The sequence below is a fragment of the Actinospineispora eucalypti genome, assembly GCF_039543365.1.
Classification (GTDB): domain Bacteria; phylum Actinomycetota; class Actinomycetes; order Mycobacteriales; family Pseudonocardiaceae; genus Pseudonocardia; species Pseudonocardia eucalypti.
In genome coordinates, this window is record NZ_BAABJP010000003.1 from 86,594 (window position 1) to 109,998 (window position 23,405).

A 23,405-nucleotide genomic window follows, 5' to 3' on the forward strand; every position below is an offset into this window, starting at 1 on the left:
CTGGTGCCCAACCTTCCGTGTCGAGGCGGCACCAGCACGGTGCGCTCCCGGGGCCGCCCGGTCAAGCACCGCCACGCCGGTTACCCGAGCCGGGGACAGCGCCGCCAGCCGTTCCCTGTGCGCTCGGCGAGGCCGTTGCGTACCAGCTCGGGCAGCGCCACCCGGACCAGCTCGACGGGCAGCCCGGATTCCATGGAAACCTGGTCCGGGTCGCTGGCCGCCGACCAGGACAGCGACTCGTGCACCCGCTGCCCGGCGTCGGAAAGCCCGTCGGTGATACGCCTCGGACCGCCGCCCTCGGCCAACCCCGGGGCGAGGTCGACGCCGATCCGGCCGACTGCTTCGATGACCTCTTCCGGCCGGGTCACCGCCACCGTGCCGGGCTCACGCAGCAGCCGGTGGCACCCGACCGACATCGCCGAGGTCACCGGCCCGGGCACGGCCATCAACGGCCGGCCGAGCAGCCCCGCGTCCGAGGCGGTGCGCCGCGAACCGCTGCGCCAGCCCGCCTCCACCACGACCGTGCCGCCGGCCAGACCGGCGATGATCCGGTTGCGCACCAGGAACCGGTGGCGCGCCGGCGCGGTACCCGGCGGGTACTCGGAGACGACCAACCCGGTCCGCGCGATGTGCCGCAGCAGCCGGTCGTGGGCCATCGGGTAGGCGCGTTCGATGCCGCAGGCGAGCACCGCGATGGTGCGCCCATCGGCGGCGAGCGCCCCCCGGTGCGCCGCCGCGTCGATGCCGAACGCGGCGCCGGAGACAACCGTGAACCCCGCGCCGGCCACGCCGAGGGCCAGCGTGTGGGCGACCCGGCCGCCGTAGCCGGTGGCCGCCCTGGAACCGACGATGGCCACCGACCGCTCGACCATCTCGTCCAGCCGGGCCTCGCCGCGCACCCACAGCGCGATCGGGGCCGGCAGGTGCCTGTGGCCGGCCAGCTCGAACGCCAGGCACTGGGCGGCCGGCCACTCGGCGTCCTCCGGCGTGACCAGCCGGGCACCCACCGCCGCCGCCGCGCTGAGGTGGGCCACCACCCGGTCTCGGTCCCGGCGCGCGATCGTCTCCTTCTCCACGATCTCCGGCACCTCACCCGCGCGCACCAACTCGGCCGCCCGGACCGGGCCGTGACGGGCCACGAACGCCGCGAGCGCGGGGGCCGGCGGTTCAGCGACGGCGGACAGGTAGGTCCGGGCCAGCCGCACCTCACTGGCATCCTGGCTATGCCTCATGCTCATGCCACCCGCCGTTCCTTGAACTGGATGGCCCGCTCCACCATGTCCCGGTCCGGCCGGGACGCACCGGCCAGGTCGGCCAGCGTCCAGGCCACCCGCAGTGCCCGGTCGGCGCCGCGAGCGGTGAGCAGGCCCCGGCTCAGCCCCACGTCCAGCGGCTGGACCACCGGCCGGGGCAACCGGAAGCCGGTGCGCAGCACCGTCCCCGGAACCTCGGCGTTGGTGTGCCAGCCGAACTCGACCCACCTGGCCCGCGCGGCCGCCCGGGCGGCGAGGACCCGCGCCCGCACCGTCGCGGTGCTCTCCGACGGCTCGTGGCCCGGCTCGCACAGCCCGACCAGCGGGTGCAGCTCGGCGCGCAGGTCCACCCGGTCGAGCAACGGGCCGGACAGTTTGGCCAGGTAGCGGCGGCGGACCGAGGAGGGGCAGCTGCAGTCCCGGTCGTGCGCGGGAGCACACGGGCACGGGTTGGTCGCCAGCACCAGCTGGAACCGGGCCGGATAGCGCACCGAACCGTCGGTCCGGGCCAGCCGGATCTCCCCCTCCTCCAGGGGCGTACGCAGCGACTCCAGCAGGTGCGACGGCCACTCGGCCGCTTCGTCGACGAACAGCACGCCGAGGTGGGCCAGGGAGACCGAGCCGGGTTTGGCCAGGCCGCCACCGCCACCGACCAGCGAGGCCAACGAGGCCGACTGGTGCGGGGCGATGAACGGCGGCGTCCGGGACAGCGGCCCGCTCCTGGGCAGCTTCCCGGCAACCGAGCGGACGGCGGCGAGCTCCAGCGCCTCGTCCGGAGTCAGCTCGGGTAACAGGCCCACCAGCCGCCGGGCCAGCATGGTCTTGCCGGTGCCCGGCGGGCCGACCAGCAACAGGTGATGCCCGCCGGCGGCGGCGATCTCCAGCGCGGCGCGGGCATGCTCCTGCCCGAGCACATCGGCCAGCTCGGGGGCCGGCTCCCCATCGGCGACGGTGACCGGCCCACCCGGGCGGACCAGCTCGGCCCGGCCCTTCAACCACTCCAGCACGTCGTTCAGCCGGCGCGCACCGAGCACGGGCAGGCCGGTGACCAGGGACGCCTCCGGCAGCGTCGACTCGGGGACCACCACCGCGCGGGCCGCGACACCCCGCGCGGCGAGCAGGCAGGGCAGCACCCCGGGCACGGGCCGCAGCCGGCCGTCCAACGCCAGTTCCCCGACCAGCACCGCCCGGTCCAGCCGGCTGACCGGGACCTCACCGGCCGCCGCGAGCACCGCGCAGGCCAGGGCGAGATCGAACCCACTCCCCGCCTTGCGCATGGTCGCCGGGGACAGCGCCAGGGTGATCCGCCGGTTCGGCCACTCCCAGCCCGAGTTGACCACGGCGGAGCGCACCCGGTCCTTGGCCTCGCCGAGCGCCGCGTCCGGCAGGCCGACCAGGTGCACTCCGGGCAGCCCGATGCCGATGTCGGCCTCGATCTCCACCAGCCGGCCGTCCACCCCGAGCAGCGCGACCGACCAGGCCCTGGCCAGCCCCATCAGAACGCCCCCGGGTAGTGCCGCACGGTGACCTGGCCGCCCGGCGGGGCCATGACCGCCAGCACGTCGAACCGGATCTCACACCAGCGGGTCCGGTGCGCGGCCAGCCAGGACTGGGTGACCCGGCGGATCCGGGCGGCCTTCTGGTGGGTCACCGCCTCGGCCGGCGAACCGTAGCCCGTCCCGGAGCGCGTCTTGACCTCGCACACCACCAGCCGCGTGCGGTCGGTGGCCACCACGTCCAGCTCGCCGTCCCGGCAGCGCCAGTTGCGCGACAGCACCACCAGGCCCTGCCGCTCCAGGTACTCGACGGCGAGGTCTTCGCCCCGCCGACCCAGCTCGTCCTTGGCTCTCACACCGCCAACGGTGGCGCACCGCCGAGGCACCGACCAGGCGTTCCGGGCCGCCTGTGGACAACTCGACCCGATGTGCACAACTCGGCCATCGGGCCGCCCCGGTTCAGCCGAACGCCTCGTTTTCTGGTAAACGCAGGTCCGGCTTGTCCAGCTCCTCCACGTGCACGTCCTTGAAGGTGATCACCCGGACGTGCTTGACGAACCGCGCGGGCCGGTACATGTCCCACACCCACGCGTCCGACATCCGCACCTCGAAGTAGATCTCGCCGTCCGAGTTCCTCGGCGCCACGTCGACCGCGTTCGCCAGGTAGAAGCGGCGCTCCGTCTCCACCACGTAGGAGAACTGACCGACGATGTCCCGGTACTCCTTGTAGAGCGAGAGCTCCATCTCGGTCTCGTACTTCTCGAGGTCCTCCGCGCTCACTCTCCCACCCCCGCTCCGATCTTCTCCCTGATCTCGTCCGATCCGTCGGCCGAGCCCACCACGGCGAACCTCGATTCGCCCGTTCCCAGATTGTCCCGCATGCCGGCCACCGCGCGAGCGGCCCGCGCCACGTTGACGAACGAGTACCGGTGCACCGGGCTCGGGCCGTGCTCGGCCAGCGCCCGGTCGTGCGCCGGTGTGCAGTAACCCTTGTGCTCGGCGAACCCGTAGGCCGGCCACTCCCGGTCCAGCTCGACCATGATTCGGTCCCGGGTGACCTTAGCCAGCACCGAGGCGGACGCGACACAGGCCGCCGCCTGGTCCCCCTTCGGTACGGCCAGGGCGGGCACGGAGAAGCCCTTCACCGCGAAGCCGTCGGTCAGCACGTAACCGACCGGCAGCTTCAGCTTGGCGACCGCGCGGCGCATCCCGGCCACGTTCGCCGCATGCACCCCGCGCACATCCACCTCGGCCGGCGGGATGATCAGCACCGCCCAGTCCAGCGCGCGGCGGACGATCTTCTTGTAGAACGCCTCGCGGGCGGCCGGAGTGAGCAGCTTGGAGTCGGTGAGGCCGTCGAACCGGCCGGCGTCACCCGGGCGCGGCACGCAGGCGGCGACCACCAACGGGCCGGCGCAGGCGCCCCGGCCGGCCTCGTCCACCCCGACGACCGGGCCGAGCCCGTGCCGGTGCAGGGCGGACTCCCAGGCCCATATGCCGGTGGAGCGACGCACCACGGCGCGCGGCGGGCGCGGCCACGGCTCCGGACGGACCGCGACGGATCGAACCATGGGCTGACTACTTACCGGATGGCGGTCGACGCTCGACAGGTGGGGCGGCCAACACCACTCGCTGCGGATTCGGGTCGGGAATCGACTTGATCCGGGAGAACGGCAGCACCACGAACCGCGCCTTGCCGATCACGTTGCCGATCGGGATCGCCCCGTGCCCCGGCCAGCGCGAGTCCTTCGAGTTGTTGCGGCTGTCCCCCATCACCCACAGGAACCCCTCCGGCACCTTGACCGGGCCGAAGGACTGCTGGCCGACCGGGCGGGTGGGCACGTAGTAGATGTACGGCTCGGCCAGCGGTTTCCCGTCCACGGTGACCCGGTTCTGCGCGTCGCAGCAGGCCACCGTCTGGCCCCCCACCGCGATCACCCGTTTGATCAGGTCCTTCTCGTCCGGCGCGGCCAGGCCGATCAGCGAGCCGGCCGACTGCAGCGCGCTCACCACCGGGTTGCTCGACCGGGAGCTCTCCGTGTCGTCCTCGTCCTTCCAGCTGGGCGGACCCTCGAAGACGACGACATCACCCGGGGACGGGTCGCCGAACCGGTAGCTCAGCTTGTCCACCATCACCCGGTCGTTGGTGCAGCCGGTGCACCCGTGCAGCGTCTTCTCCATCGAGCCGGACGGGATCTCGTACACCCGGGCCAGGAAGGTCTGGATGAGCGAGGTGAGCAGCAGCGCGACCAGCAGCAGCATGGGGATCTCGCGCCAGAGGTTCTCCTTCTTCCGGCGCCGGCCGCTCCTGGTCTTGACGGCCGCGGCGCCGTTTTCGGAGGCAGGCGCGGTGGCCGGGCGGCGTTCGGTCTTCGAGTCGTCCTCGGCCGACCGGCGCCGGCGCGGGGTGCTCGGTTGACCCCGGTCCAGCAGTTCCAGCCCGCCGTCGGCGGTCCGTGCGCTCGGCACCGAATCGGACCGCACCGCTTCGGTGCGCTCGGCGCCGGCGACGTCCGGCTCGGCCTCGGCCAGGCCGGGCGCGGCGGCCCTGACCGCCTCGGTGCGCTCCGCTCCGAACCCGGGTTCGCCGGGCACCGGTTCGGGCTTGCCCAGGCCCGGTTCGGCCAGGCCGGTCGGCGGGCCGGACCACGTCTCGGCCGGGGCCGGTACGTCCGCCGGCCGGTCGCCCGGACGCGGCGGCGCCGGGGCGCCGAGCCCCATGCTGGCGGCCGGCGGGAGCGCTCCGGGGATGCCGGGGGTGCTCCTGGTGCCGCCGCCGATGGACCGCCGCCCCGGCGAACGAGGACCCGGGGGAGGTTGGCCGGGCGCCGGCGAACCGGTCGGGCCGAAGGTCCGCGGCGGCTGGCCGATCGGCCGAGGACCGCCCGGCACGAAACCGTCCGGCTGACCGGGGGGCCGGGGGCCATCGGGTACGAAGCCGTCCGGCTGACCGGCTGGGCCGGGACCACCCGGCACGAAACCGTTCGGCTGGCGCAGGCCGTTCGCTCCCGGACCACCGGGCTGGAAACCGCTGGGCGGCGCACCTGGTCGGCCGGCCGAGGGCGGGCCACCGGGAGGCTGGCCCGGCACGCCAGGAGGCGGCTGGTGCATCGGGGGTGGCCCGCCCCGGCGCGGCGGGCGCGGCGGCCCGTCCGAAGGCGGCCCGCCGGGCGGGACGGCCCACGGCGGCGGAGGCGAGCCCGCGCGCTGGCGGGGTGGCATGGCCCCGGGCGGCAGCGCGCCGGGTGGCAGCGCACCGGGGCGGGATCTGCCCGATGGCGGAGCACCGGGCGGCGGAGCCCCCGGGGCGAAGGAGGACGGCGGCTGGCCGTTCCCCGTCGGCCCACCCGCACGCCTCGAACCCGAGCGCGGCGGGGCCTGGTCGGGCAGCGGCGGGCGCTCCAGGAACGACGAGGGCGACTCTCCGAACAGCGGGTCGTCCGCGAACGACGGCGTCCCGGCGAACGGAGGCGAGTCGTTCGACGGCCGCGCCCGGTCGAACGAGGTCGAACCGCCGAACGACGTGGATCCGTTGAAGGACGGCGAGTCGCCGGAGGACCGGTGCGCGCCGCGGGGAGGCGAGTCCGTGAACGAGGACGTGCCGTTGAACGAAGCCGAGTCCGTGAACGACGAGTCCCCGTTGAACGAGGACGAGTCGGTAAACGACGAGGTCCCGTTGAACGAAGACGACTCGGTAAACGACGAAGTCCCGTTGAACGAGGACGAGTCACTCGGCGACCGATGCCCGTCCAACAGGGACTCGGAAGGCGACCGGGCGCCACCGAGCGGAGACGACTCGGTGAACGACGAGGCTCCGTTGAACGAGGACGAGTCGGTGAACGACGACGGGGACTCGGTGGGCGGCGCCGGTGGGAGCGGTAGCGACCCGGAGGCCTGGTCGAGGGGCGAAACCGGGTAAGCCCCGCTTCGGTAGGTCTGCTCGGGACCGGACGCGTGCCGGGGCCCGGGCAGCTGGCCCGGTTGCTCCGGAACGGGCGGATCGGACCGCCAGGAGTCCCGATAGCCGATGCTGCCCAAGCCGTCCAGCCCGGAGGCCGCGGCGCCGTTGCCCTCGGCCGGGCGGGAGTGCCGGCCGGCCGAGGGCGACTCCGGCGACTGTGACGTACGCCATGAGTCGCTCAGCGAGCTCAGCGGGGCTTCAGCTTCGGACCGGCGATGCCTGGGCGGCGCCCCGTTCGCGCCGTCGGCCAGGCCGTTGCCGGAGCTGTGTCGACCGTTGCCGTTGCCGTTACCACCCGACGAGCCGTTGCCCGGCAGGCCGTTGTGCCAGCTCAGGCCGTTGACGGAGGGGCTCCACGTGGATCGGCCGCCGGCCGAGTGCCGCCCGGGATCGGCGCCGTTGTGGTGCCCGTTGCCCTCCGGCTCGACCTCGTCGAGACCGTCCTCCTCCAGCGGCTCCTCGAACTGGGTAGAGGTGCCCCAACGCCCCACTCTGCGGGGAGGTAGCCGAGACTCGCCCGGACCGTTGGGGAAGACCACGGCTACGAGGCTACGGCAACGGCCGAGATTCGGTCAGGGCCTACGAGGCGGACGGGGTCTCCCGCTTTTCCTTGATCTTCGCGGCCTTGCCACGGAGGTCGCGGAGGTAGTAGAGCTTCGCGCGGCGCACGTCGCCACGGGTGGCGACCTCGATCTGCGCGATGTTCGGGGAGTGCACCGGGAAGGTCCGCTCGACGCCCACGCCGAAGGAGACCTTGCGCACGGTGAAGGTCTCGCGCAGCCCGGCGCCCTGCCGGCGGATGACCACGCCCTGGAACACCTGGACCCGCGAGCGGGATCCCTCGATGACCTTGACGTGGACCTTCAGGGTGTCGCCGGGGCGAAAGTCCGGGATGTCGGACCGCAGCGACGTCGCGTCCAGTTCGTCCAGGGTGTTCATCGTGAAGGTCCGTTCTCCAGAGTCATTACCGTAAGTTTGGTTGCCCAGCGTTCGCGTGCTGCCGCCCGACCGGCGTCCGCCGGTGGGTCCGGCGCCCCCTGCACGGGGCGGTAGCAACCAGTCCAGTGTGCCAGACGAGATATCCCAGATTGAAATCGGTGCTACCGGTCCGGGCGTTCGCCCAGCGCGTCGAGCACCTCGCGGTCCCGGTCGGTGAGCGCACCGGGGGGCAGGGCGGCGAGCAGGTCGGGACGCCGCGACGCGGTGCGCGCCAGCGACTGCTCCCGCCGCCACCGGGCGATCGCGCCGTGGTCGCCGCCGCGCAGCACGTCCGGGACGGCCAGCTCGCGCCACTCGGCGGGCCGGGTGTAGGCGGGTCCTTCCAGCAGGCCGTCGGAGAACGAGTCCTGCTCGGCCGACTCCGGGTTGCCCAGCACACCGGGCAGCAGCCGGGCCACCGCCTCCACCACGACCAGCACCGCGACCTCGCCGCCGACCAGCACGTAGTCCCCGATGGAGACCTCGTCGACCACCATTCGGCGGCGCGCGTCGTCCAGGACCCGCTGGTCGATGCCCTCGTAGCGGCCGCAGGCGAACGCCAGCCTGGGCTCGGTGGCGTACTCCCGGGCCAGGGCCTGGGTGAACGGCCGCCCGGCCGGGGTGGGCACCACCAGCCGGGGGGCCGGGCCGGCGCACACGGCGTCCAGCGCGTCGCCCCACACGGTGGGGCGCATGACCATGCCGGGACCGCCGCCGTACGGCGCGTCGTCCACCGCCTGGTGCACGTCGTGCGTCCAGTCCCGCAGGTTGTGTACGCGCAGCTCGATCAGCCCGGCGGTGATCGCCTTGCCCACCAGCGCCTCGCGCAGCGGGGCCAGGTAGCCGGGGAAGATGGTGACGACGTCGATCCGCATACCGGGCAAATCCTGCCACTCGATGTGCTGAAGTGACTGAATCAGCCTGCTGAAGCGACTGAATCAGGTCTCGGGGGGTAGGTCGAGGAGGCCTTCGGGTGGGGTGAGGGTGAGGACGCCGGACGTGAGGTCCACCGTCGGCACGATGTCCCGCACGAAAGGCACCAGCGCGTCCGGCTGGCCCTCCCGGGCCAGCACCAACAGCTCGCCGGCCGGGCCGTGCAGGACGTCCCGCACGGTCCCGGCCGGCCGGCCGTCGGCCAGTTCGGCACGCAGGCCGACCAGCTGGTGGTCGTGGAACTCCTCGGGGTCCTCCGGCGGGGGAAGGTCGTCGACGGCCACGGTGAGCACCGTGCCGCGCAACCGCTCGGCGGCGTCCCGGTCGGCGATGCCGTCCAGGCGCAGCAACAGGACACCCCGGTGCCAGCGGTGACCGGCCACGGTGAGGCGTTCGCCGGGCACGTCGAAAACCGTGCCCGGCGCGAACCGGGTCTCCGGTGCGTCGGTGCGCACGGTGACGCTCACCTCGCCGCGAAGGCCGTGGGGCCGGCCGATCCGGCCGACCACCACGCTGCGCCGCTCGGGCGCGGACAACGCGAGCCCCTCAGCGATCGGTGTCGACCACGTCCACCCGGACGCCCCGGCCACCCACGCCACTGATCACGGTGCGCAGCGCGGTGGCCGTACGGCCACCGCGACCGATCACCTTGCCCAGGTCGTCCGGGTGCACCCGAACCTCCAGGGTGCGCCCCCGGCGAGTGGTGACCAGCTCCACCTGGACCTCGTCCGGGTGATCCACAATCCCCCGCACCAGGTGCTCGAGGGCATCGACCAGCGCGCTCACGAGTCAACCCCGGACACCAGCTCGATCACTGTGCCCAACACGGAAGCTCCCCCGCTCACGCCCCAGCCTCGGCCGGGGCCTCGGCACCCGACTTCGAGGCGTCCTTCTCGGAGTCCTTCTTGGCCTTGGCGTCCTTGTTGTCCTTGGACTCCTTGGCCTCGCCCTTCTTCTTGGGCGTGGTCGCGTCGCCGGCGGTCTCGCCGCCGGCCTCGGCCAGCGCGGCGTTGAACCGGGCCAGCTTGTCCACCGGCGGGGCCGGCTGGCGCAGCGTGCCCTCGGCGCCGGGCAGGCCCTTGAACTTCTGCCAGTCACCGGTGATCTTCAGGAGGTTCAGCACCGGCTCGGTGGGCTGCGCGCCGACCCCCAGCCAGTACTGGGCGCGCTCGGAGTCGACCTCGATGAAGCTCGGGTCGCTCTTGGGGTGGTACTTGCCGATGGTCTCGATGGCGCGGCCGCTGCGGCGGGTACGCGCGTCCGCCACCACGATGCGGTAGTAGGGGGCGCGGATCTTGCCGAGCCTCAACAGCTTGATCTTGACTGCCACGGGTCTTGCTGCTCCTCGCGGATCGTGTTGCTTGATTCAGGTCGGGACCCGCGTCGGACCAGCCGGTGTGGAGACCGGAGGTTACGGCGCGAGTCGAACCACGGCACGGGGAGAGGGCCGGGCCACGGCGGTCAGCCGACCATTCTGCCAGACGCGAACGGAGCGGGTGTCACGCCCTTGGCTTCCAGCGCGGCGCGGACCGCCCGGGCGTGTTCCACCGCCCCCGGGGTGTCCCCGTGAAGGCACAGCGATCGCGCGCGCACGGGCAGCACGGTGCCGTCCACCGCGACGATCTCTCCCGCCTCGGCCAGCCGGACCGCACGCTCCACCACGGCGTCCGTGCCGGTCAGCAGCGCGTCCGGGGAGGACCGGGGCACCAGGGTGCCCTCGGGGGTGTAGCCCCGGTCGGCGAACGCCTCGAACACCGGCGTCAGCCCGACCCGCTCGGCCTCCGCGAGCAGCTCCGACCCGGGCAGGCCGAGGATCGGCAGCGCACCGAACGCCCGAGCGCCCTCCGCCACCGCGCGGGCCTGCCCGGTGTGCCGAACGGTGGCGTTGTACAGGGCACCGTGCGGTTTCACGTAGCCGACCCGGGTGCCGGCGGCCCGCGCGCACGCGTCCAGCGCGCCGATCTGGTACAGCACCTCGTCGGCCAGCTGACCAGGGTTGACATCGATGAACCGGCGGCCGAAGCCGGCCAGGTCCCGGTAGGAGACCTGGGCGCCGACGACCACCCCTCGCGCGGCGGCGGAGACGCAGACCCCGCGCATGATCGAGGGATCTCCGGCGTGGAATCCACAGGCCACGTTGGCCGAGGTGACCACGCCGAGCAGGGCCTCGTCGTCGCCCAGCTTCCAGCTGCCGAAACCCTCGCCGAGGTCCGCGTTCAGGTCCAAAGGATGCACGACCGCCGATCATAGGGCTCTAATATCGGGGAGTGAGCGTGATCTTGGTGCCGTTCCACCAGGACCAGCGACTCCCGGACGGCGACCTGCCGGTTTCCGGGGACCCGTCGCGGGTGGAACCGGATCTCCCGGCGGGCGACGTCTGGCAACGCCTGGCCGCGCTGTACGACGCGGTGGCCGATGCGGTCGCCGAGCGGGCCGGCGGGATGCCCACCGTGGTCTCCGGCGACTGCCTGGTGACCCTGGGCACGCTGACCGGCCTGCACCGCGCCGGCCTGGACCCCGCGCTGGTCTGGTTCGACGCGCACGGGGACGTGCACACGCTGCACACCACGACCTCCGGCTACCTCGGCGGCCTGGCCCTGCGGCTGGCGTTGGGTGCGCACGAGGAGAAGCTGGCCGAGCCGTTGGGGCTGCGCCCGCTGCCGGAGGAACGCGCCGTGCTGGTGGACGCACGGGACCTGGACCCGGCCGAGGTGGAATACCTCGCCTCCGCGCGGGTGCGGCGGTTGGGCGTTTCGGAGGTGGAACCCGCGCTGTTGCCGGACGGGCCGATCCTGCTGCACGTGGACGTGGACGTGATCGACCGAGGCGAGCTGCCCGGGTTGCGGTTCCCGGCGGCTGGCGGGCCGTCCAGCGGGGAGACACTCGCGGCGGTGAAGCGGGTGCTGGAGAGTGGGCGGGTGGTTGGGCTGGACATTGCGTGCCCGTGGCATCCCGGCTCGGCTGGAGACGCGGTCATCCGCCGCGAGCTGCTGGCCCGGTTGACCGGCTGATTGCGCCAGGTGGGTGCGACGCCGGTTTAAGAGATCGCTCAGACGGCGCTGCTGGGCTTGGCGCCGGCTTGGGTGCGGCCCGTTGCGTTCGGCTCCGGTGACGCGCGGTGACGCCGGTCGGGAAGGGGGTGATCGCCGTTGGTGGCGGTTTAGCGTCGAATATCGAGGCTGAACCGCCAGAGATGACGATCACCCTTCAGTTCTCGCCGGGCAAAGCCCAGCCGGCGCCGTCCGAGCGATCTCTTAAACCGGCGCCGTACCCAACCGGAGCGGCACGGCCGAGCTGGCGCGCAGGTAGCCGATGCCCAGGTCCAGCGCGGCGGCCAGGTGGGTGTCGTCGCCGGTGGACATCATCATGACCACTCCGCCCTGGATGCCGGCCAGGATCGCGGCCGCCGTCCGGTCCACGTCCAGTTCCCGCGGCACCTCCCCGGCGTCGCGAAGACGCCGGATGCCGTCGGCGATCTCGGCCTGCCAGCGGTGCACCAACTGGGTGACCACGGCCTGGGCGCCGGGCGTGGTGTGGCCGAGCTGGGTGAGCAGGGCGTTGAGCGGGCAACACTGACCCTGCCCCCGGTACCGGGCCAGCACCGCGTCCCGCCACGCCGACCAGGCCGGCCAGGAGCCGAGGTCGGACAGCTGGGGCTGCTGGTCGGCCAGCACCAGGTCCGCCTCGTGCCGGGCCACCGCCAGCAGCAGCTCCTCGCGGCCGTCCGGAAAGTAGTGGAACAGCTGGCTCTTGCTGGTGCCGGTGCGGGCGCGGATGTCGTCCAGGGTCGCGGTCACGCCGCGCTCGCGGATCTCCTCGGCCGCGCCCTCGATGATCCGCCGCCGGGTCGCGGTTCCCTTGCGGGTGAGTGTCACCGGTTGCTCCCTCAGATTGGACTTGCTGGTCCATTTTTTCTCGGGCACCGTGGCTTGGCAAGCCAGTAACCAGCCCAAAGGAGCACCGGCAATGCCCGCACGCCTGAGCGATCGAAACGCCCTGGTCACCGGTTCCACCGACGGCATCGGGGCGGCGATCGCCCGCGCCCTGGCCACCGAGGGTGCGCACGTCGTGGTCAGCGGCCGCAACTCCGCCCGGGGCGAGAAGGTGGTCGCCGGGATCGCCGAGGCCGGCGGGCGCGCCACATTCGTCGCCGCCGACCTGGGCACCGGGGCGGCCGTGCGCGAGCTTGCCGACGCGAGCGGTCCGCTGGACATCCTGGTGAACAACGCCGCGATGCTGCTCAACCCGGCTCCCACCGCCGACGTGCCCGAGGAACTGGTCGACGGCGCGCTGGCGGTGAACGTCAAGGCCGCGTTCCTGCTCACCGGGTTGGTCGCGCCCCGGATGGCGGCCCTGGGGCGGGGCGCGATCGTGAACCTGGGCTCGATCAACGGCCTGTTCGGCAGCGCCGGTTCCGCGCTCTACAGCATGACCAAGGCCGCGATGCACTCGATGACCAAGTCCTGGGCCGACGAGTACGGCCCGTCCGGCGTGCGGGTGAACGCGGTCGCCCCCGGCCCGACCAGCACGGAAAAGGTCGCCGCGCTGACCGAGCACGTGGCGCCGATCCTGGCCAAGGTGCCGTCGCGCCGGGCCAGCACCCCCGAGGAGGTTGCGCGGGCGGTCGTCTTCCTGGCCAGCGACGAGGCCGCCAACATCCACGGCGCAATCCTCTCCGTGGACGGCGGCCGATCAGCTATTTAGATGTTCTCCAGCCCGGGCAGGCCCAGTAGCAGACCGAGCAGCGCGAATGCCGGCAGCAGGTTGTTGATCTGGTGCGCGACCACGCTGGCCCACAGCCGGCCGGTGTACAACCGGGCCAGCCCGATGGGCACCGAGATGATCAGGAGCAACGGAGTCCGGGTGAACTCGAAGTGGGCCAGCGCGAAGCACAGCGTGGTCAGGCTGAATGCCCACCAGCGGGCCGCACCGGCCCGCTCCAGGGCCCCCCACAGCAGGCCCCGGTACACGATCTCCTCGCAGATCGGCGCGACCAGCAGCACCGCCAGGAACACGCCGATCGCCAGCGGCAGGGCAAACCGCTGCCCGGCGAACAGCTCGGCCACCGCCGCGTTCGCCTCCCCCGGCCCGACCACCGCCGACCAGAGCGCGGCCGCCGGGATGGTCAGCACCAACCCGCCGAGGCCGTACATCAGGCCCAGCCGCAGGTCACCCGGTTCGAAGCGCAGGCCCAGGTCGCGCACCGGTCCGCCACCGCGCCACTGGGTGAGCAACAGCGCCACCGACGCAGCCAGCACGGTGGGCACGCTCAGGCTGAGCAGCAGCACCCACGGCGGCGGCTTGGCGTCCGGCTGGTTGACGTAGGGCAGCACCAGCAGCACCGATACGCCCAGGAACACGGCCTCGACCAGCAGGTAGGCGCCCAGCCCCCACCGGGGAGTCGGCGACTCCGGTAAAGCCGGCGAAGGCTCGCCCGGGGTCTTCTCGATGGTCATCGGTCAGCCGGCGGAGCCGGCGTCGTGGGTCGGGCGCCCAGTTAGGCGCCCGACGGGGACAGAGCTGGCGGAGCCGGCGTCATGGGTCGGGCGCCCAGCTAGGCGCCCGCTAGCGGCAGAGCCGGTCACCACGGGGCGGCCGGCCAGCATGACCAGGGACGGCTCGCGCACCGTGGTCAGGTCGGCCCGGGGATCGGCGCGGTACACCACCAGGTCGGCCGGTGCGCCGGGAACCAGTGCCCGCGCACCCAGCCAGTCCCGCGTCGCCCAGCTGCCGGCGGCCAGCGCGTCGATCGCGGACAGCCCGGCCTCGTGCAGCGCCAGCAGCTCGTCGGCGATCCGGCCGTGCGCAATGCCGCCGCCGGCGTCGGTGCCGGCGTACACGGTGACGCCGGCCTCCGCCGCGCGGCGGACCGTGTCGTACGCCCCGGCGTGCAGGCGCCGCATGTGGTCGGCGTAGGCCGGGTACTTCTTCGCCTGGTCGGCGATGCCCGGGAAGGTGGCCACGTTGATCAGCGTGGGCACCAGCGCGGTGCCCCGGCGGGCCATCTCGTCGATCAGGTCGTCGGCCAGCCCGGTGCCGTGCTCCAGGCAGTCGATGCCGGCCCGGACCAGACCCTCGGCGGCGGCGCCGCTGAACACGTGCGCCGTCACCCTGGCGCCCTCGGCGTGCGCCGCCTCGATCGCCTCCACCAGCACGTCGTCCGGCCACACCGGGGTCAGGTCGCCCTCCGACCGGTCGATCCAGTCGCCGACCAGCTTCACCCAGCCATCCCCGGCCCTGGCCTGCTCGGCCACCTCACCGGGCAGCAGCCAGGGGTCGTCCAGCTCCACCGCCAACCCCGGGATGTACCGCTTCGGGCGGGCGATGTGCCGGGCGGCCCGGATGATCACGGGCAGATCGGTGCGGCCCTGCAGCGGGCGGGTGTCCAGCGGGGAGCCGCAGTCGCGCAGCAGCAGCGCCCCCGCGTCCCGGTCCGTGATGGCGTCCTCGGCCGCCTCGTCCAGCGTCTTTGCGCCCTTCGAGCCGAGGCCGACGTGGCAGTGCGCGTCGACCAGCCCGGGCACGATCCAGCCCCGGTCGACCAGCGTGGTCGCCCCCGGGATCGGTTCCTCGGACAGCCGCCCGTCCGCGCCCACCCACAGCTCGGTGTCCCGCTCCTCCGGGAGCAGGACGCCGCGTAACCGGTACGCCTCGCTCATTTGGACTTCGGGAACTTCAGCTTGGTCGGGTCGATGCCCGAGGACAGCTCGTTCAGTCCGCCCAGGCCCGGTGGCACCTGGTTCATGCCCGGAGGCATACCGCCGGGCATCGCGGGCATCTGGCGCGGCCGGCCCTGGCTGCCCTTGCGGTTCTTCACCTTCTTGCCCTTGCGGGTCTTGGACTGCCGCTTCCCGCCGAAGCCGAACTGGCCGGCCATCTGCTTCATCATCTTGCGGGCCTCGAAGAACCGGTTCACCAGGTCGTTCACCTCGGAGACCGAGACCCCGGAACCCTTCGAGATGCGCAGCCGGCGGGACCCGTTGATGATCTTCGGGTCGGCCCGCTCGGCGGGCGTCATGCCCCGGATGATGGCCTGCAGGCGGTCCAGCTGCTTGTCGTCGACCTGGGACAGCGCTTCCTTCATCTGGCCGGTGTTGGCGCCGGGCAGCATGCCGAGCAGGTTGCCGATCGGCCCCATCTTGCGGATGGCCAGCATCTGCTCGAGGAAGTCCTCCAGGCTCAGCTCGCCCGCGGTGATCTTGTTCGCGGTCTGCTGGGCCTGCTCCTTGTCGAAGACCTGCTCGGCCTGCTCGATCAGGGTGAGCACGTCGCCCATGCCCAGGATCCGGCTGGCCATCCGGTCGGGGTGGAAGACGTCGAAGTCCTCCAGCTTCTCCCCGTTCGAGGCGAACAGGATCGGCTGGCCGGTGACCTCCCGCACGGACAGCGCCGCGCCACCCCGGGCGTCGCCGTCCAGCTTGGTCAGCACCACGCCGGTGAAGCCGACGCCGTCCCGGAACGCCTCGGCGGTGGCCACCGCGTCCTGGCCGATCATGGCGTCGACCACGAACAGCACCTCGTCCGGGTCGGTCGCGTCCCGGATCGCCGAGGCCTGGGCCATCAGCTCCTGGTCCACACCCAGCCGGCCGGCGGTGTCGATGATGACCGTGTCGTACTGCTTCTCCCGGGCGAACCGGATGCCTTTCGCCGCGACATCCACCGGGTCGCCGACGCCGTTGCCCGGCTCGGGGGCGAAGGTGGTGGCGCCGGCCCGCTCGCCGACGATCTGCAGCTGGTTCACCGCGTTCGGCCGCTGCAGGTCGCAGGCCACCAGTAGCGGGGTGTGCCCCTGCCCGGCCAGCCACTTGGCCAGCTTGCCGGCCAGCGTGGTCTTACCGGAGCCCTGAAGGCCGGCCAGCATGATCACGCTGGGCGCCTGCTTGGCCAGGTTCAGCCGCCGGGTCTCCCCGCCGAGGATGCCGATGAGCTCCTCGTTGACGATCTTGACGACCTGTTGGGCCGGGTTCAGCGCGGCGGACACCTCGGCGCCCTTGGCCCGTTCCTTGATCTTCGCCACGAAGGCGCGCACGACCGGCAGGGCCACGTCCGCCTCGAGCAGCGCGATGCGGATCTCGCGGCAGGTGGCGTCGATGTCGGCATCGGAGAGCCGACCCTTGCCGCGCAGATCGCGCAGTGCACCGGTGAGGCGCTCGGAGAGGGTGTCGAACACGGTGAGAAGTCGCTTCCAGCTCGTCGTGCGGGATCTTTCGCGTGTCGCGGCACGCGTGTCCCCACGAGCCTAGATGAGTGTGGTGTCGTCCGGGCGTTGGTGGGCGTTGCCGGCCAGCACGAGTCCCCGGCCGGCCTGGCGGCGGTCGAGCACCAGCACGCCGGACCAGCCCGGCGGGCGGTACCCCTCGCGGAGCCGGCGCACGAACTCGGTGCCCCGGCGCGCGTGCCGCTTGAAACAGCGCTCGCCGAGCACCCGCCCCCGGCTGAACTGCCCCCGCCGGGCCTCCGTCGGGTCCACGTCCAACCAGATCAGGTACGGGCGGCGCAGCGCGAGCACCGCCACCGTCAGCATCGCGGCGCGCGTGAAAACACCGGTCGCCGGCAGGTGCACCACCAGCGGCCCGACCAGGCCGAACATGGCCAGCAGCACCTGAAACCGGTAGCAAAGGTGAACCAGCGGCCGGTACCAGCGGTACGCCGTGCCGGCCGGCAGGCGGGCCTCCATCCGCTCCCGGACGAGGTCCGAGTCGAGCACCGCCGGCTCGGGCCCGGTGGTGCGCAGCCCGCGTAACAGGCGGCTCTTGCCGGCGCCGGGAATCCCGGACACCAGCACCAACGATCGGTCCGCCACGGCCAGCACAGTTGGTCCACCAGCGAGCACCGTCACTAACACCCAACGGACGGCCGCCCCACATCGTTCCGAATCCCCCCAGATCCGATTCGGTCACTTCAGCAGGCCGAGTCGGTCACTCCGGGACGAGTACGGCCGCGCCGGTGATCCGGTCCTCGGCGAGGTCCTTGACGGTGTGCGCGGCCGCGCTCAGCGGGCGCCGGTCCACCTCCGGGTGGATTGCCAGCGCGGCGGCCAGGCGGAGGAACTCCTCGCCGTCGGCGCGGGTGTTCGCGGTGACGCTGCGCAGCTGCTTCTCCCGGAACAGCTCGGCGTCGTAGTTCAGCCCCGGGATGTCGGTGAGGTAGATGCCGGCCACGGCCAGCGTGCCGCCGGCGTCCAGCGCACGCAGCGCCACCGGCACCAGGTCCCCGACCGGGGCGAACAGCAGCGCCGCGTCCAGCGGATCCGGCGGACCCTGCTCGGCCGGGCGGGCCGAGGCCGCGCCGAGGCGCAACGCCAGCTCGCGAGCGGGTTCGGAGCGGGTGAGGACGTGCACCTCGGCGCCCTGGCCGATCGCCACCTGGGCCACCACGTGCGCGGACGCGCCGAACCCGTAGATGCCCAGCCGGCCGCCGGGCGGCAGCTCCGCCCGCTTCAACGCGCGGTAACCCACGATGCCGGCGCACAGCAGCGGAGCGGCGGCCACCGGGTCCAGCCCGGCCGGCATCCGGTACGCGTAGGCCTCCGGGACCAGCGCGAACTCCGCGTACCCGCCGTCGGCGTGCCAGCCGGTGAAGGCGGCGTCCGGGCACAGGTTCTCCCGGCCGGTGCGGCAGAACCGGCAACGCCCGCAGGTCGACCGCAGCCAGGCGATGCCCACCCGGTCCCCCTCCCGGAACCGGTCCGCCCCCGGACCGCGCGCCTCCACGACCCCGACCACCTCGTGTCCGGGCACCGTGTCCGGCCGGCGCGGCGGCAGCTCGCCGAGCGCCAGGTGCAGGTCCGTGCGGCAGACCCCGCAGGCCTCCACCCGGATCCGCACCTCGCCCGGCCCCGGCTCGGGAATCGGCAGGTCGGCTCGTACCAGCGACTCCGCCGGGTCCGGCCCTGGCCGCCGCACCACCCATGCGCGCATTCGTTCAGCTTGCCAGCGGTGCGGGTTCAAGGATGGCCCGGACGCGGGACGTTGGGTGATCTGCCGCGGCGTGGCTGCCCGGCCATCCGGTTGGCTGGGGACCCGGGTCTCGAGGCTGCTCACCGTGCGTTGCGGTCGTCCGGCGCCGAGCGCAAGCTGAGTCCGGTTCGCCGGGCGGGAACACCGGACCCAGCTTGCGCTCGATGCCCTGGCCGGCCCGCCGCACCCGGTTCGTCGACACTTCCGCCCCACACATCACATAGCGCTTACTCAGCGTGAGCGCCGGCCGGGCCGCGTCCCGTCGGTAGCGGCGGTGCGCACGCCGAGTGGCAGCACAGTCGCCTTATTGATCACGAAATGGGCGACTGGGCTGCCACTCGATGAGGACGCGCCCGAGAAAGCCCCGTCGCGCCGCTACGGTCCGTAAACCCGCGTGAGGCGACGGCCCGCACCCAAGCCCGGGAGTGGCGCCAAACCGCGCCGTCCCGTCGGCTTCGAGCCCACCCCCAACCCGACGCGACGGGCGACGCCGAACCCGCGGCGCACTCAGGCCCCGCCGTCCCGGCGATCTTCGAACCCACCCCCTCGCGCGACGCGACGGGCGGCGCCAAACCCGCGGCGCACCCAAGCCCCGCCGTCCCGGCGATCTTCGAACCCACCCCCTCGCGCGACGCTACGGGCGACGCCGAACCCGCGGCGCACCCCATTCCCCGCGATCTTGGAACCCGACCCCTCGTGCGACGCGACGGCCGGCGCCAAACCCGCGGCGCACCCCATTCCCTGCGGTCTTCGAACCCAACCCCTCGCGTGACGCAACGGGGCGAGATCCCGAACGATCGGGCTCACGTAAGGTACGGGCGGATCAGGAGGTGCGAGGTGCGGCAACGGGCGTGGCGGCGGTGGCCGGCGATCCCGCTGCTCGCGGTCCTGCTGACGCTGGGCTTCGGCCATCTGGCCGCCGCGGCCGAGTCGGCCGAGTCCCCCGGTCCCGGTCCCGGCCTCGGCGGAGGCGCCGCGCAGTTCGTCCGGGCGCCGGTCAACACCGGCGGTGAGCTGCGCGGACTGTCGTCCGCGCCGGACTCCGCCGGCACCCGCCCGGCGTCGAACCGGCAGTACCTGACCGACCAGAACCGGGGCGCGGCGGGCTGGCAGCTGCTGGCGGACCACGAGGCCGGCGCGCGGCGCGAAGCCGGGCCGGGCCGGTTCCCCGCCTCGCTGGCCGCCAGCGACCGTCACCGGGTCTCCAAGTTCGCCGATCGACGCCGCGACCGCGCACCACCGCTTTCCCTCGGATAACCCTCTTTTCCGTAATCCTTTTATCCAAGGGATCTTTTGCATGCTCATCTCATTTGTCCTGAGCGTTTTACTGACCGTTTCCGGCGTCGTGATGCTCGTTCTCATGATGGTTCGTGACGACTCAATTCTCGGCGTTTTCGGATTTATGGCACTGAACGTCGCCGGCATGTTCGGCGCCGCATACGGCGTGCTGAGCAGCGCATGACGAAACCGACGGTTCACTACCGGCCCGAGCTGCACGGGCTGCGCGCGTTGGCCGCCGCGCTGGTGGTCGTCTATCACGTGTGGCTGGGTCGGGTGTCCGGCGGGGTCGACGTGTTCTTCCTACTCACAGGTTTCCTGCTGACCGGACAGGTCGTGCGGGCGCTGGAGGACGGACGGTTCGCGCTCGGCGCGCTGTACGGGCGGACGCTGCGCCGGCTGCTCCCGGCGGCGACGGTGGTACTGCTCGCCTGCGTCGTTTTCGGCGCATTGATACTACCGCCCGAACAATGGTCCCAGACAATTCGTGAAGTATTCGCCGCCGCGCTCTTCGTGGAGAACTGGCAGCTCGTCCACGACTCCGCCGATTATTTCTCCGAGCACGTCGGGGCGAGCCCCGTCCAGCATTTCTGGTCGCTTTCCGTGCAGGGCCAGTTCACCCTGGTCTGGCCGGCGTTGGCGGCCATCGTGGTGGCCGCCGGCCGCCGCCGGGGATGGGCGCCCCGGCCGGTGGTCGGCGCGGCGCTGCTGGCCGTCACCGGGGGTTCGCTGGCGTACTCGGTCTGGCTGACCTCGGCCAACCAGCAGCTGGCCTACTTCGACTCGCTCACCCGGGTCTGGGAGTTCACCCTGGGCGGCCTGCTCGCGTTGGTGATCGACCGGCTCACGGTGCCCCGGCCGGCCCGGATCGCCCTGGGCTGGCTGGGGGTGCTGGGCCTGGTGGCGTGTGGGCTCGTGCTTCGGGTGGGCACGGATTTCCCCGGCTACGCGGCGCTGTGGCCGACCCTGGCGGCGGCCGCCGTCCTGATCGGCGGCACCCCGGGTGGAGGCGCCGTGTCCCCGTCGGCCGCCGAACCGGGCGCCCGACCCAGGACGGCGCCCCCAGGCGCCGATCGCCTGCTCACCAGCCGGTCGGCGCGCTACCTGGCCGACATCAGCTACCCGCTCTACCTCTGGCACTGGCCGGTGCTGGTGTTCTTCCTGGTCGCCGCGAAGCGCACGGAACCGGGCGTGATCGATGGCCTGCTGGTCGTCGGGCTGTCCGTGCTGCTCGCCGCCGCGACCCGTGAACTGCTGGACTGCCCCGCCGCCCAGCCGCGCACGCTGGCCCGGCTGGCCGCCGCCACCCTGGTCCCGACGCTGCTCGCCGCCGGGGCCTGGCAGCTGATCGGCTGGCAGCGGGCGAACTCGTACGCACTGGCCGTGGACGACCCGAACCACCCCGGCGCGCTGGCCATGGAGCCGGGCTTCGAGTACTGGGGCGAGCCGGACGTGCCGCCCGCGCCCTCACCGATCGCGCTGCCCGGCGACTGGGCGGGCCTGGCCGGCCTGCGCTGCGAAACGCGCGATGGGGAGCTGGAGGTGTGCACCTCGCCGACCGCCGGTGAGCCGGCCTTGCGGCTGGCGGTGGTCGGCGACTCGCACCCCACCCAGTTCCTCGCCGCGCTGCGGCCGATCGCGGCCCGCCGGGACTGGCAGCTGATCGTGCTGTCCCGGCCCGGTTGCCCGTTCTCCTCCGACGCGGAGATCGACCCGGCCGACCAGGCCTGCCGGGACTGGACGACAGCCGCTGCCGACGAGCTGCTCGCACAGCGCCCGGACGCGGTGCTCACCATGGCCACCCGCGACGTGCGGGCCGGCCTGACCGAGCGCACCCCGCCGGGCTTCGTCGCCGAATGGCGCCGGCTGGACGGCGAGGACCGGCCGATCCCGGTACTGGCGGTCCGGGACAACCCCCGGTTCGACTTCTCGCCGCCGCGCTGCGTGCGGGAGCACGGCCCGGACGCGCCGCACTGCGCCGGCCGGCGGGCCGAGCTGCTCGCGCCGGTGCCGCCCTACGCCGAGCTGCCCGACGTGCCGGCCAACGTGTCGTTCCTGGACTTCACCGACTACTACTGCGACCCCGAACAGTGCCCGCCGGTGATCGGCAACGTGTCCGTCTACATGGACGACAACCACGTCAGCGCGACCTACCTGACCAGCATGGCGCCCGCGGTGGAGCGGGAGATCGACCGCGCGCTGAACGACTACCACGCGCGCAACTCACCCTCGTGAGGGCTACGGAGCGGTGGCCGCGCCCAGGGACATCGCGGAGTACGGCTTGGGCGCGCCCGGCTGGTAGAACGCGTCCAGCTCGGTCACCGTGAAGCCGGCCGAGGTGAGCAGGTCCGGCACGCTCCGGGTCAGGTGGCAGCCGCCGAAGAGCCGCTTCTGCATCGGCTCCAGCCGATGCTGCCAGCGCCGCACGCCCTCGTCCGGCGCCCGGCCGTGCTCGAGGAAGCGCAGAGTGCCGCCGGGTTTGAGCACCCGGCGCACCTCGCGCAACGCGGCCGCCGCGTCCGGGATGGTGCACAGCGTGTAGGTGCACAGCGCGGCGTCGTAGCTGTCGTCGGCGAAGGGCAGCGACTGCCCGTCCAACCCCGACCGGTTGACCGGGACGCGCGCCGCGTCCAGCCGCCGCCGGGCCAGCCGCCAGCCCAGGTCGGCCGGCTCCACCGCCGAAACGCTGGTCACCGCCGCCGGGTAGAACGGCACGTTGAGCCCCGACCCGAAGCCGATCTCCAGCACGTCCCCGGCCAGGTCCGCGCAGGCCCGCGCGCGCAGCGGCGCGAGCAGCTTGGTCCCGCAGGCCACGTTGACGATCCTCGGCACGACCTGGTCCTCGTAGAACCCCATGACGCGGATTATCGCGCGCTACGGATCACCCGCAACCGGCCGGCCAGTGGACGGGCACCGGTGAGCGCGAGCCGGTAGTCGGCCCGGTCCGCGTCGGCCGGGTCGTGGGTGGCGTGCAGCACGGTCACCCCGCGCCGGGCCTGCTCGCCTATGGCCGCCGCGATCCGCTCGCGGGCCGGCGCGTCGATGCCGGCGGACGGCTCGTCCAGCAGCAGCACCGGGGCGCCCTGGGCGAGGCCCTGGGCCACCAGCGCCCGCTGGCGCTGCCCGCCGGAGAGCGCGCCGAGCCGCCGGCGGGCCAGGTCGGTGATGTCGAGCAGCTCCAGGCAATCGGCCACCACCAGCCGGTCCCGCCTGGTCAGCGGCCGCCAGGCGCCCCGGCGGGCCCAGCGCCCCATGGCCACCGCGTCCCGCACGGTGATCGGCAGCGCGTCGCCGACCAGGCTGTGCTGCGGCACGTAGGCCACCTCGGTGACCCCGGTGACCTTCCCCGACGACGGCGCGTGCAGCCCGGCCACCAGGCCCAGCAGCGTCGACTTGCCCGAACCGTTCGGCCCGGTCAGCGCGGTCACGGCGGCCGGGGGCAGCCGCAGCGTCAGCCCCTCGAACACCGGGCGCCCCGGGTAGCCGAAGCTCACCCCGGCCAGTTCAATTCCAGTTGTTGGCATTGATAATCATTGTAGATTAGCCG

Annotated in this window: 25 protein-coding genes; 5 read left to right on the top strand and 20 right to left on the bottom strand. The window is 73.0% G+C overall.

Annotation, left to right across the window (positions count from 1 at the left end):
- Positions 1-80: 80 nt before the first annotated feature.
- From dprA to ABEB12_RS04775, 12 genes are all read right to left on the bottom strand, one after another.
- Positions 81-1,238: a DNA-processing protein DprA gene (gene dprA, locus ABEB12_RS04720; protein ID WP_345702565.1), complete on the bottom strand. Its 1,158-nt coding sequence runs from the start codon at positions 1,236-1,238 to the stop codon at positions 81-83.
- Entirely contained in the window at positions 1,235-2,749 is a 1,515-nt protein-coding gene (locus tag ABEB12_RS04725) for a YifB family Mg chelatase-like AAA ATPase (RefSeq protein WP_185064792.1), read from the bottom strand. Before ABEB12_RS04725 ends, dprA begins: the two co-directional genes overlap by 4 nt.
- Positions 2,749-3,105 (bottom strand): YraN family protein, encoded by a 357-nt coding sequence (locus ABEB12_RS04730; protein ID WP_185064791.1) that lies wholly within the window; start codon positions 3,103-3,105, stop codon positions 2,749-2,751. Before ABEB12_RS04730 ends, ABEB12_RS04725 begins: the two co-directional genes overlap by 1 nt.
- A 103-nt stretch (positions 3,106-3,208) precedes the next feature.
- Positions 3,209-3,529 (bottom strand): DUF2469 family protein, encoded by a 321-nt coding sequence (locus tag ABEB12_RS04735; protein ID WP_185064790.1) that lies wholly within the window; start codon positions 3,527-3,529, stop codon positions 3,209-3,211.
- Positions 3,526-4,320, bottom strand: a complete 795-nt coding sequence (locus tag ABEB12_RS04740; protein WP_185064789.1) for a ribonuclease HII — start codon at positions 4,318-4,320, stop codon at positions 3,526-3,528. The genes ABEB12_RS04735 and ABEB12_RS04740 overlap by 4 nt, the downstream gene beginning before the upstream one ends.
- 7 nt (positions 4,321-4,327) lie before the next feature.
- Complete coding sequence (gene lepB / locus ABEB12_RS04745) at positions 4,328-7,249, bottom strand: signal peptidase I (protein WP_345702566.1); 2,922 nt, start codon at positions 7,247-7,249, stop codon at positions 4,328-4,330.
- A 40-nt stretch (positions 7,250-7,289) separates the two neighbouring features.
- Positions 7,290-7,649, bottom strand: coding sequence for a 50S ribosomal protein L19 (rplS, locus tag ABEB12_RS04750; protein WP_185064788.1), 360 nt, complete (start codon positions 7,647-7,649; stop codon positions 7,290-7,292).
- A 161-nt stretch (positions 7,650-7,810) separates the two neighbouring features.
- Positions 7,811-8,563 (bottom strand): tRNA (guanosine(37)-N1)-methyltransferase TrmD, encoded by a 753-nt coding sequence (trmD, locus tag ABEB12_RS04755; RefSeq protein ID WP_185064787.1) that lies wholly within the window; start codon positions 8,561-8,563, stop codon positions 7,811-7,813.
- 63 nt (positions 8,564-8,626) lie between these two features.
- Positions 8,627-9,157 (bottom strand): ribosome maturation factor RimM, encoded by a 531-nt coding sequence (gene rimM / locus ABEB12_RS04760; protein WP_185064786.1) that lies wholly within the window; start codon positions 9,155-9,157, stop codon positions 8,627-8,629.
- 10 nt (positions 9,158-9,167) lie between these two features.
- A complete protein-coding gene (locus ABEB12_RS04765) occupies positions 9,168-9,407 on the bottom strand; it encodes an RNA-binding protein (protein WP_028924861.1) in 240 nt (79 codons plus the stop codon).
- A 55-nt stretch (positions 9,408-9,462) separates the two neighbouring features.
- Positions 9,463-9,951, bottom strand: a complete 489-nt coding sequence (rpsP, locus tag ABEB12_RS04770) for a 30S ribosomal protein S16 (protein WP_185064785.1) — start codon at positions 9,949-9,951, stop codon at positions 9,463-9,465.
- A gap of 131 nt (positions 9,952-10,082) precedes the next feature.
- Positions 10,083-10,856, bottom strand: a complete 774-nt coding sequence (locus ABEB12_RS04775) for a 5-oxoprolinase subunit PxpA (RefSeq protein WP_185064784.1) — start codon at positions 10,854-10,856, stop codon at positions 10,083-10,085.
- A 32-nt stretch (positions 10,857-10,888) separates the two neighbouring features.
- On the opposite strand from ABEB12_RS04775, the gene ABEB12_RS04780 reads away from it, so the two are divergent.
- Complete coding sequence (locus ABEB12_RS04780) at positions 10,889-11,632, top strand: arginase family protein (protein WP_185064783.1); 744 nt, start codon at positions 10,889-10,891, stop codon at positions 11,630-11,632.
- A gap of 243 nt (positions 11,633-11,875) precedes the next feature.
- Here ABEB12_RS04780 and ABEB12_RS04785 read toward each other — a convergent pair whose 3' ends face one another.
- Complete coding sequence (locus ABEB12_RS04785; RefSeq protein ID WP_345702568.1) at positions 11,876-12,496, bottom strand: TetR/AcrR family transcriptional regulator; 621 nt, start codon at positions 12,494-12,496, stop codon at positions 11,876-11,878.
- Positions 12,497-12,587: 91 nt separating this feature from the next.
- Between ABEB12_RS04785 and ABEB12_RS04790 the strand changes: the two genes are divergently transcribed.
- Positions 12,588-13,325, top strand: coding sequence for a glucose 1-dehydrogenase (locus tag ABEB12_RS04790; protein WP_185064781.1), 738 nt, complete (start codon positions 12,588-12,590; stop codon positions 13,323-13,325).
- Here the strand turns inward: ABEB12_RS04790 and ABEB12_RS04795 are convergent.
- The 5 genes from ABEB12_RS04795 to ABEB12_RS04815 form a co-directional block, all read right to left on the bottom strand.
- Complete coding sequence (locus ABEB12_RS04795; RefSeq protein WP_185064780.1) at positions 13,322-14,077, bottom strand: CPBP family glutamic-type intramembrane protease; 756 nt, start codon at positions 14,075-14,077, stop codon at positions 13,322-13,324. The genes ABEB12_RS04790 and ABEB12_RS04795 overlap by 4 nt on opposite strands.
- Positions 14,078-14,080: 3 nt before the next feature.
- A complete protein-coding gene (locus tag ABEB12_RS04800) occupies positions 14,081-15,280 on the bottom strand; it encodes an amidohydrolase family protein (RefSeq protein ID WP_185064779.1) in 1,200 nt (399 codons plus the stop codon).
- Positions 15,277-16,791 carry a signal recognition particle protein gene (gene ffh / locus ABEB12_RS04805; RefSeq protein ID WP_185064778.1) on the bottom strand — a complete coding sequence of 505 codons (1,515 nt, stop codon included), beginning with the start codon at positions 16,789-16,791 and terminating at the stop codon, positions 15,277-15,279. Before ffh ends, ABEB12_RS04800 begins: the two co-directional genes overlap by 4 nt.
- 69 nt (positions 16,792-16,860) lie before the next feature.
- Entirely contained in the window at positions 16,861-17,424 is a 564-nt protein-coding gene (locus ABEB12_RS04810) for an AAA family ATPase (RefSeq protein WP_185064777.1), read from the bottom strand.
- 115 nt (positions 17,425-17,539) lie between these two features.
- On the bottom strand, positions 17,540-18,541 hold the full coding sequence (locus tag ABEB12_RS04815) for a zinc-binding alcohol dehydrogenase family protein (protein WP_185064776.1): 1,002 nt from the start codon (positions 18,539-18,541) through the stop codon (positions 17,540-17,542).
- Positions 18,542-19,417: 876 nt separating this feature from the next.
- On the opposite strand from ABEB12_RS04815, the gene ABEB12_RS04820 reads away from it, so the two are divergent.
- Genes ABEB12_RS04820 through ABEB12_RS04830 form a run of 3 tightly spaced genes read left to right on the top strand, consistent with a single transcriptional unit; the run spans position 19,418 to position 22,093 of the window.
- Positions 19,418-19,837: a hypothetical protein gene (locus tag ABEB12_RS04820; protein ID WP_185064775.1), complete on the top strand. Its 420-nt coding sequence runs from the start codon at positions 19,418-19,420 to the stop codon at positions 19,835-19,837.
- A 40-nt stretch (positions 19,838-19,877) separates the two neighbouring features.
- Positions 19,878-20,042, top strand: coding sequence for a hypothetical protein (locus ABEB12_RS04825; protein ID WP_185064774.1), 165 nt, complete (start codon positions 19,878-19,880; stop codon positions 20,040-20,042).
- Complete coding sequence (locus ABEB12_RS04830; protein ID WP_185064773.1) at positions 20,039-22,093, top strand: acyltransferase family protein; 2,055 nt, start codon at positions 20,039-20,041, stop codon at positions 22,091-22,093. The genes ABEB12_RS04825 and ABEB12_RS04830 overlap by 4 nt, the downstream gene beginning before the upstream one ends.
- Positions 22,094-22,096: 3 nt before the next feature.
- Here the strand turns inward: ABEB12_RS04830 and ABEB12_RS04835 are convergent, their stop codons facing one another.
- Both ABEB12_RS04835 and aztA read right to left on the bottom strand, forming a co-directional pair.
- On the bottom strand, positions 22,097-22,714 hold the full coding sequence (locus ABEB12_RS04835) for a methyltransferase domain-containing protein (protein WP_185064772.1): 618 nt from the start codon (positions 22,712-22,714) through the stop codon (positions 22,097-22,099).
- An 8-nt stretch (positions 22,715-22,722) separates the two neighbouring features.
- Entirely contained in the window at positions 22,723-23,382 is a 660-nt protein-coding gene (gene aztA / locus ABEB12_RS04840; RefSeq protein ID WP_185064771.1) for a zinc ABC transporter ATP-binding protein AztA, read from the bottom strand.
- Between the last annotated feature and the right edge of the window lie 23 nt (positions 23,383-23,405).